General features: G+C 59.4%; 6 protein-coding genes (1 of these 6 only partly in view). 1 reads left to right on the top strand and 5 read right to left on the bottom strand.

The window, feature by feature from the left end:
* Positions 1-7: 7 nt before the first annotated feature.
* The 5 genes from P3G59_RS03495 to P3G59_RS03515 form a co-directional block, all read right to left on the bottom strand.
* Positions 8-1,555, bottom strand: a complete 1,548-nt coding sequence (locus tag P3G59_RS03495) for an ABC transporter ATP-binding protein (protein WP_277760480.1) — start codon at positions 1,553-1,555, stop codon at positions 8-10.
* Between the two features lie 607 nt (positions 1,556-2,162).
* Complete coding sequence (locus tag P3G59_RS03500) at positions 2,163-2,744, bottom strand: YigZ family protein (RefSeq protein ID WP_277760481.1); 582 nt, start codon at positions 2,742-2,744, stop codon at positions 2,163-2,165.
* Positions 2,745-2,751: 7 nt separating this feature from the next.
* Positions 2,752-3,402 carry a TetR/AcrR family transcriptional regulator gene (locus P3G59_RS03505; RefSeq protein ID WP_007914719.1) on the bottom strand — a complete coding sequence of 217 codons (651 nt, stop codon included), beginning with the start codon at positions 3,400-3,402 and terminating at the stop codon, positions 2,752-2,754.
* Positions 3,403-3,490: 88 nt separating this feature from the next.
* Positions 3,491-4,879, bottom strand: a complete 1,389-nt coding sequence (locus P3G59_RS03510) for a nucleobase:cation symporter-2 family protein (RefSeq protein WP_277760482.1) — start codon at positions 4,877-4,879, stop codon at positions 3,491-3,493.
* A gap of 130 nt (positions 4,880-5,009) precedes the next feature.
* Positions 5,010-5,930 (bottom strand): LysR family transcriptional regulator, encoded by a 921-nt coding sequence (locus P3G59_RS03515; protein WP_007914725.1) that lies wholly within the window; start codon positions 5,928-5,930, stop codon positions 5,010-5,012.
* Positions 5,931-6,068: 138 nt separating this feature from the next.
* On the opposite strand from P3G59_RS03515, the gene P3G59_RS03520 reads away from it, so the two are divergent.
* On the top strand, positions 6,069-7,283 hold the 5' portion of the coding sequence (locus P3G59_RS03520; RefSeq protein ID WP_277760483.1) for an aspartate aminotransferase family protein. 135 nt of this gene lie beyond the right edge of the window; 1,215 of the gene's 1,350 nt are visible here — the first part of the coding sequence; the start codon lies at positions 6,069-6,071; its stop codon lies beyond the right edge, outside the window.

Raw genomic sequence — 7,283 nt, forward strand, 5'->3', positions numbered from 1 at the left:
AACTCCGTTAAACCGTGGCGGCTGAGGGGGCGTGGTCGAACTGGCCGGCCATCCAGCCGCCGACGTCGCTGAGTTGTGTGTCGGTAGTGTTTTTCAGTGCCGACAGACGCCCGCCGCACAACGCGCCGAGGCGGTCGCTGATCTGGAACAGTTCATCGAGGTCTTCGGAGATCACCAGAATCGCCGCACCGGCATCGCGTAACGCGATCAAGGCACGGTGAATGGTCGCGGCGGCGCCGACGTCGACGCCCCAGGTCGGGTGTGCGGCGATCAGCAGTTTCGGTTGCTGAAGGATTTCCCGGCCGAGAATGAATTTCTGCAAGTTGCCGCCGGACAAGCTGCGCGCGGCGGTTTGCGTGTCCGGGGTTTTCACGCCGAAGCGCTGGATGATCTGCTGCGCGAGGGCTTCGACTTTGCCGCGATCGATCAGGCCGTGGCTGACCAAACCTTGTTGGAATGCGGTGAGCAGGGCGTTGTCCGCCAGACTCAATTCCGGCACGGCGCCATGACCGAGACGCTCGGCGGGGACAAAAGCCAGGCCCAGTTTGCGCCGTGCATCCGGGCGCAAATCGGCGACGTTCTGCTCAGCGAATCGAATGGTTGCAGCGTCCACCCGAGGCAAGGTGTGTTCGCCACTGAGCAGGGCGAGCAATTCATCCTGACCATTGCCCGCAACGCCAGCGATACCGACGATTTCACCGCTGCGCACTTCCAGGTTGATGTCTGTCAGCGAGCAGCCGAACGGGTCCGGGTTGTGCCAACGCAAGCCCTTCACCTGCAAAAACGCTGCGCCGCCACTGACCTTCGGGTAGTCACCGATCAACGCCGCCGCTTCGCCGACCATCAACTGCGCCAACTGCTGATCCGAACACTCCGCTGGCAGGCAATGCCCGGCCACGCGACCACCGCGCAAAACCGTAGCGCTGTGGCACAACGCGCGCACTTCAGCGAGTTTGTGGCTGATGAACAGAATGCTGCAGCCTTCGGCGGCGAGGCGGCGCAGGGTGATGAACAATTCGTCGGCCTCCTGCGGTGTCAGCACCGAGGTTGGCTCATCGAGAATCAGCAGGCGAATGTCCTGCATCAGGCAGCGAACGATCTCCACGCGCTGGCGCTCGCCGATCGACAGGCTGTGGACAAGTCGCTCCGGCTCCAGGGCCATGCCGTAACGGCGCGACACTTCGCGAATTTTCGGTTCCAGTTGTTTCGGCGTGCCGGCTGCGGCGCCCATCGCCAAGGCAATGTTCTGTGCCACGCTAAGGGTTTCGAACAGCGAGAAATGCTGGAACACCATGCCGATGCCCAGCTGCCGGGCCTGGGCCGGGTTGCGGACATTCACCGGCCGACCTTGCCAGAGCATCTCGCCAGCATCCGCGTGGGTGACGCCGTAGATGATCTTCATCAAGGTACTTTTGCCGGCACCGTTTTCACCAAGCAGGGCGTGGATTTCCCCCGGTGCGATGCTCAGGTCGATGGCGTCATTGGCCAGACAACCGGGGTAGCGTTTGCTGATATGGCGCAATTGCAGGCGCGCGGGGGGAGAGGCGATTGGCATGACAGGCTCGACTTGCTTTGAGTTGTGCCTGTGGATAAAGCAATTTCCTGGCCATTGAGTCAGGAACGCGAGCGGGCCGCGTGGCCCGGCCCATGGGGTAGAGCATCCCGCTGTAAATCGAGCGCGCGCACAGCACCAATTCAGCGCAAAACCGTTGATCGGGCTCCAGTTTTGCCCGTCGGCAACTGATCAAAAAACGAGCAAATCCTTGGGGGCTAGGCAGAACCTGCGACTGCGGCGGTCATGAACGGGTTATCCACAGGTTGCTCCACAGTTATTGTGCGCAAGCCAAATAGCCGGGCATAAGCACTGTGATGCTTTCTTCTAATGGTGATAAACGAGGCTAACTGACTGTTTCTGTTTGAAATTCTGGTTTTGTCGGGCGAGTTGAACGAAAAGTGAACAAAACTCGCAAAGCCACGTGACAGAAGGGTTACAGCGGAATGTACTCAGGTTATCCACAGTCGGATGCACAGCAGATGTGGGCAAGTCTGTGGAATAAGAAATTTCGCGGTCGCCCCAAAAGATCGCAGCCTTCGGCAGCTCCTACATTTGAAATGCGTTCCCCTGTAGGAGCTGCGGAACGCTGCGATCTTTTGATCCTGCTTTACCGCTGCAACAAAATCCGCCCACGACTCAAATCAGCGAGTTGCGTTTGCAAGACATCGATCTGCGCCTCACCCACCGCCAACTTCAACTCAACGCCATTAGCGGTAAAGTTTTCTTCAACGACCAACCCACCGATATCCGCCACGCGCAACTTCACCAACGCCAACTCGGCGAACCCGCAAGCACAACTCAACGGCACCCGACTGATCAACTCAACCTTCGCCGCCGTCTGCAAACACTTGTTCGCGCCACCGCCATACGCCCGGGCCAAACCGCCCGTGCCCAGTTGAATCCCGCCGTACCAACGAATCACCAGGACCGCGACCTGATCGCAATCCTGCGCTTCAATCGCCGCCAGAATCGGTCGCCCCGCAGTACCGCCCGGTTCACCGTCGTCATTGCTGCGGTATTGATCGCCGAGTTTCCACGCCCAGCAATTGTGCGAAGCGTTCAAGTCGCTGTGCTGTTCGAAGAACGCCTGCGCATCGGCAGGGCTGCCGATCGGCGTGGCGAAAGTGATAAAGCGGCTTTTGCGAATCTCTTCGCGGTACTCGCAAAAACCGCTGAGGGTGAAAGGCATAAACGTCTTATAGAGAAGGAGTGAGGCCGCAGCCTTTGAGAATGATGCGGATCAGGTTGTTGCCGGCGTCTTCCATGTCCTGCTTGGTCAACTTGCTGCGACCGCTGACGCGGCAGATCTGCGTGGCGAAGTCGGCATAGTGCTGAGTGCTGCCCCACAACAGGAAGATCAAGTGCACCGGATCGACCGGGTCCATTTTGCCCGCGTCGATCCACGCCTGGAACACTGCCGCGCGGCCGGTGAACCAGGCGCGATAATCCTGATTGAAATATTCGGTAAGGCATTCGCCGCCGCTGATCACTTCCATCGCAAAGATTCGCGAGGCTTGCGGCTGGCGGCGGGAGAATTCCATTTTGGCGCGGATGTAGCGAGTCAGCGCTTCGGCGGGATCGTCCTCGGCGGTGAGGGTGTTGAAGGTGCTGTCCCACAACTCGATGATGTTGCTCAGCACCGCCACGTACAAACCGAGTTTGTTGGTGAAGTAGTAATGCAGGTTCGCCTTGGGCAACCCGGCATTCTGGGCGATGGTGTTCATGCTGGTGCCTTTGTACCCGTGACGGGCGAACTCGTCTTCGGCGGCTTTGAGGATGGTCTCTTCGTTCTTCTGACGAATGCGGCTGGCGGGTTTGCCGCCGTGGGCTGGGACTTCAAAGGTCATAGGCACTTCCGGGTTTGTCTGTGGGTGCAACCAATTGCGTTGATAGCGCACCCACAGGCATCCGACAAGTGTTTGAGCGATAAAACCGTTACGCCTGTTCGATCTTGTTCAGCGGCGAGTGCGCTTGCGCGGCCTCGATTTTCGACTCCGGCAGCAGCAGGCAAAGGATGATTGCGGTCAGGCCGCCGCTGGTGATCGCCGAATCAAACAGGTTCTGCACCAGTTTCGGCAGCAGGTGCAGCAGGTTCGGTTGTGCGGCGATACCCAGGCCGACGCCAAATGAAGTGGCGATGATCAACATACTGCGCCGATCCAGCGGCGACTGCGCGAGGATGCGCACGCCGGCAGCGGCCACCGCACCGAACATCACCAGGGTCGCGCCGCCGAGCACCGGTTTCGGAATCTGTTGCAGCACTGCGCCGATCATCGGGAACAGGCCGAGACAGAACAGGATCGCGCCGATGTACAGCCCGACATAGCGGCTGGCCACGCCGGTCAACTGGATCACGCCGTTGTTCTGCGCGAACGTGGTGTTGGGGAAAGCGCTAAAGGTCGCGGCGATCATGCAGCTGACGCCATCGCCGAGTACGCCACCGCGCAGGCGGCTTATATAAGAAGGGCCGCTGATCGGCTGGCGGGCGAGCATGCAGTTGGCGGTGAGGTCGCCGACGGTTTCGATGGTGCTGATCAGATAAATCAGCGCGACGGGCAGGAAAGCCGTCCAGTCGAAGCTGAATCCGAATTTGAACGGCGTAGGAAAACTCACCAACGGCAAGTCGGGCAAAGGCTGCGGTACCAGTTTCCCACTGAACCAGGCGGCCAGACTGCCCAGCACCAGTCCGATGATGATCGCCGACAGCCGCACCCATGGCGTATTCGAGCGGTTAAGCAGAATGATCGTCAGCAACACAAATACGCCCAGTGCCAGATTGCCCGGCGCACCGAAGTCCGGCGCGTTGAAGCCACCGCCCAGATCAGTGATACCGACCTTGATCAGGCTGATGCCGATCAGGGTGATAACGATCCCGGTCACCAGCGGCGTGACGACCCTGCGCAACTGACCGATGAAGCGGCTGAGGACGATTTGCACGATTGCGCCGAAAAAGCACACACCGAAAATCATCGCCAGAATGTCTTCCGGGCTGCCGCCGCGTTGCTTGACCAGAAATCCGGCGGAGAGCACAGCACCGAGGAAGGCGAAACTGGTGCCTTGTAAACAGATCATCCCGGCGCCAATGCCGAATGGCCTGCGCGCCTGAATAAACGTGCCGACGCCCGAAACCATCAACGCCATGCTGATCAGATACGGCAAATGCGCGGTCAGCCCGAGTGCCGAGCCGATCACCAGCGGTGGGGTGATGATGCCGACGAAACTGGCAAGCACGTGTTGCAGCGCCGCGAGCGTCGCGGCGAGCGGTTTGGGGCGGTCGTTGAGGCCGTAGATCAGGTCGCTGGACGATGCGGAATCTGGCTGCATGGCTTAAGGCTTCTTATCAAAGGAACGGAGTCATTCCTTCTTTGCAAAAACCTGTCCACTTGCTCAACTTATTTACCTGAAACCTCCCAATGCAGGAGCTGCCGCAGGCTGCGATCTTTTGATCCTGCTTTCAACGCGTCGCCGCCAAACTTTCTAGAAAGCTCTCCAGCACCAAATGAGGGCGCCGCCCCTTGCGCGTGACCGATGCGAGGCTCAGGTCATAAAAACGGGTTTGCGATTTCAACGCACGCAAACGCCCCTGCTGCACCCAAAGGCTGGCGTAATGATCCGGCAGATAACCAATGTAACGCCCGGTCAAAATCAAAAATGCCATGCCCTCACGGTCAGAAGCACTGGCCGTGCAATTGAGCGCCTGGTAATGCGCCTGAATCTCCGCCGGCAAACGAAACGTCGGTGCAATTGCGTCCTGACTGTTAAGACGCTCGTCATCCAGTTGCTTGTCATCGACATAAAACAACGGATGACCCACCGCGCAGTAAAGCAGCGAACGTTCGCTGTACAGCGGCTGATATTCCAGGCCCGACAACGCACTGGCCTGCGGCACCACGCCGACATGCAAACGTCCGTCGAGCACACCTTGCTCGACTTCATTGGGCGCAATCATGCGAATCTGGATCTGCACATCCGGCCCGCGCTCCTTCAACTGGGCGAGGGCGTGGGTGATGCGCATGTGGGGCAGGGTGACCAGGTTGTCGGTCAGGCCGATGATCAATTCACCGCGCAAATGCTGGTGCAGCCCGTTGACTTCGGTGCGAAAGCTTTCCAGCGCACTTAATAGCTGCAACGCCGATTGATACACCTCGCGCCCTTCTTCAGTCAGCGAAAACCCGGCACGACCACGCTGACACAAACGTAAGCCGAGGCGCTGCTCCAGATCGCTCATCTGCTGACTGATCGCCGAGCGACCGATGCCGAGCACCGTCTCCGCTGCCGAGAAGCCGCCGCATTCCACCACGCTGCGAAAAATCCGCAGCAGGCGAATATCAAAGTCACTGACCTGGGCCAGTGGGTCGGGGCGGCGGCTGCTCATCTTATTGTTCTCATTGTTTAGCAAAGTTCTAACTGAAGGTTAGAAGAGTTGAATTTCACCGACTTTATCCGCGTGGCAATTTAGCTGCAACAACGCTTTTTATCTCCCTGACGCTTATGCCCTGCGAGGTTTTGCCCGATGAACATGCCTGAAAACGCGCCGTCGCCACTGGCCAGCCAACTGAAGCTGGACGCGCACTGGATGCCGTACACCGCCAACCGTAACTTCCAGCGCGACCCGCGTCTGATCGTTGGTGCCGAAGGCAGTTGGCTGATCGACGACAAGGGCCGTCGGGTATACGACTCGCTGTCCGGTCTGTGGACCTGCGGCGCCGGCCACACTCGCAAGGAAATTCAGGAAGCGGTCTCCAAGCAGTTGGGCACCCTCGATTACTCGCCGGGCTTCCAGTACGGTCATCCGCTGTCGTTCCAGTTGGCCGAGAAGATCACCGAGCTGACCCCTGGCAACCTCAATCACGTGTTCTTCACTGACTCGGGTTCCGAGTGCGCCGACACCGCAGTGAAAATGGTTCGTGCCTACTGGCGCCTGAAAGGTCAGTCGACCAAGACAAAAATGATCGGCCGTGCCCGTGGCTACCACGGTGTGAACATCGCCGGCACCAGCCTCGGCGGGGTTAACGGCAACCGCAAACTGTTCGGTCAGGCGATGATGGATGTCGATCACCTGCCGCACACGCTGCTGGCCAGCAATGCCTTCTCCCGTGGCATGCCGGAGCAGGGCGGTATCGCTTTGGCCGATGAGCTGCTGAAGTTGATCGAACTGCACGATGCTTCGAACATCGCCGCAGTATTCGTCGAGCCTATAGCGGGTTCCGCTGGCGTGCTGGTTCCGCCTCAGGGTTACCTGAAACGTCTGCGCGAGATCTGCGATCAGCACAGCATCCTGCTGGTGTTCGACGAAGTGATCACCGGTTTCGGCCGTACCGGCAACATGTTCGGCGCCGACACCTTTGGCGTGACCCCGGACCTGATGTGCATCGCCAAGCAAGTCACCAACGGCGCGATCCCGATGGGCGCGGTGATTGCCAGCTCGGAGATCTACCAGACTTTCATGAATCAGCCGACGCCTGAGTACGCCGTGGAATTCCCGCACGGCTACACCTATTCGGCACACCCGGTGGCCTGCGCCGCTGGCCTGGCGGCACTCGACCTGCTGCAAAAGGAAAACCTGGTGCAGAGCGTGGCTGAAGTCGCGCCGCATTTCGAAAACGCGCTGCACGGTCTGAAAGGTTCGAAGAACGTCATCGACATCCGCAACTTCGGTCTGGCCGGTGCGATCCAGATTGCCGGTCGTGACGGCGACGCCATCGTGCGTCCGTTCGAAGCGGGCATG

The sequence above is a fragment of the Pseudomonas sp. A34-9 genome (genome assembly GCF_029543085.1).
Classification (GTDB): domain Bacteria; phylum Pseudomonadota; class Gammaproteobacteria; order Pseudomonadales; family Pseudomonadaceae; genus Aquipseudomonas.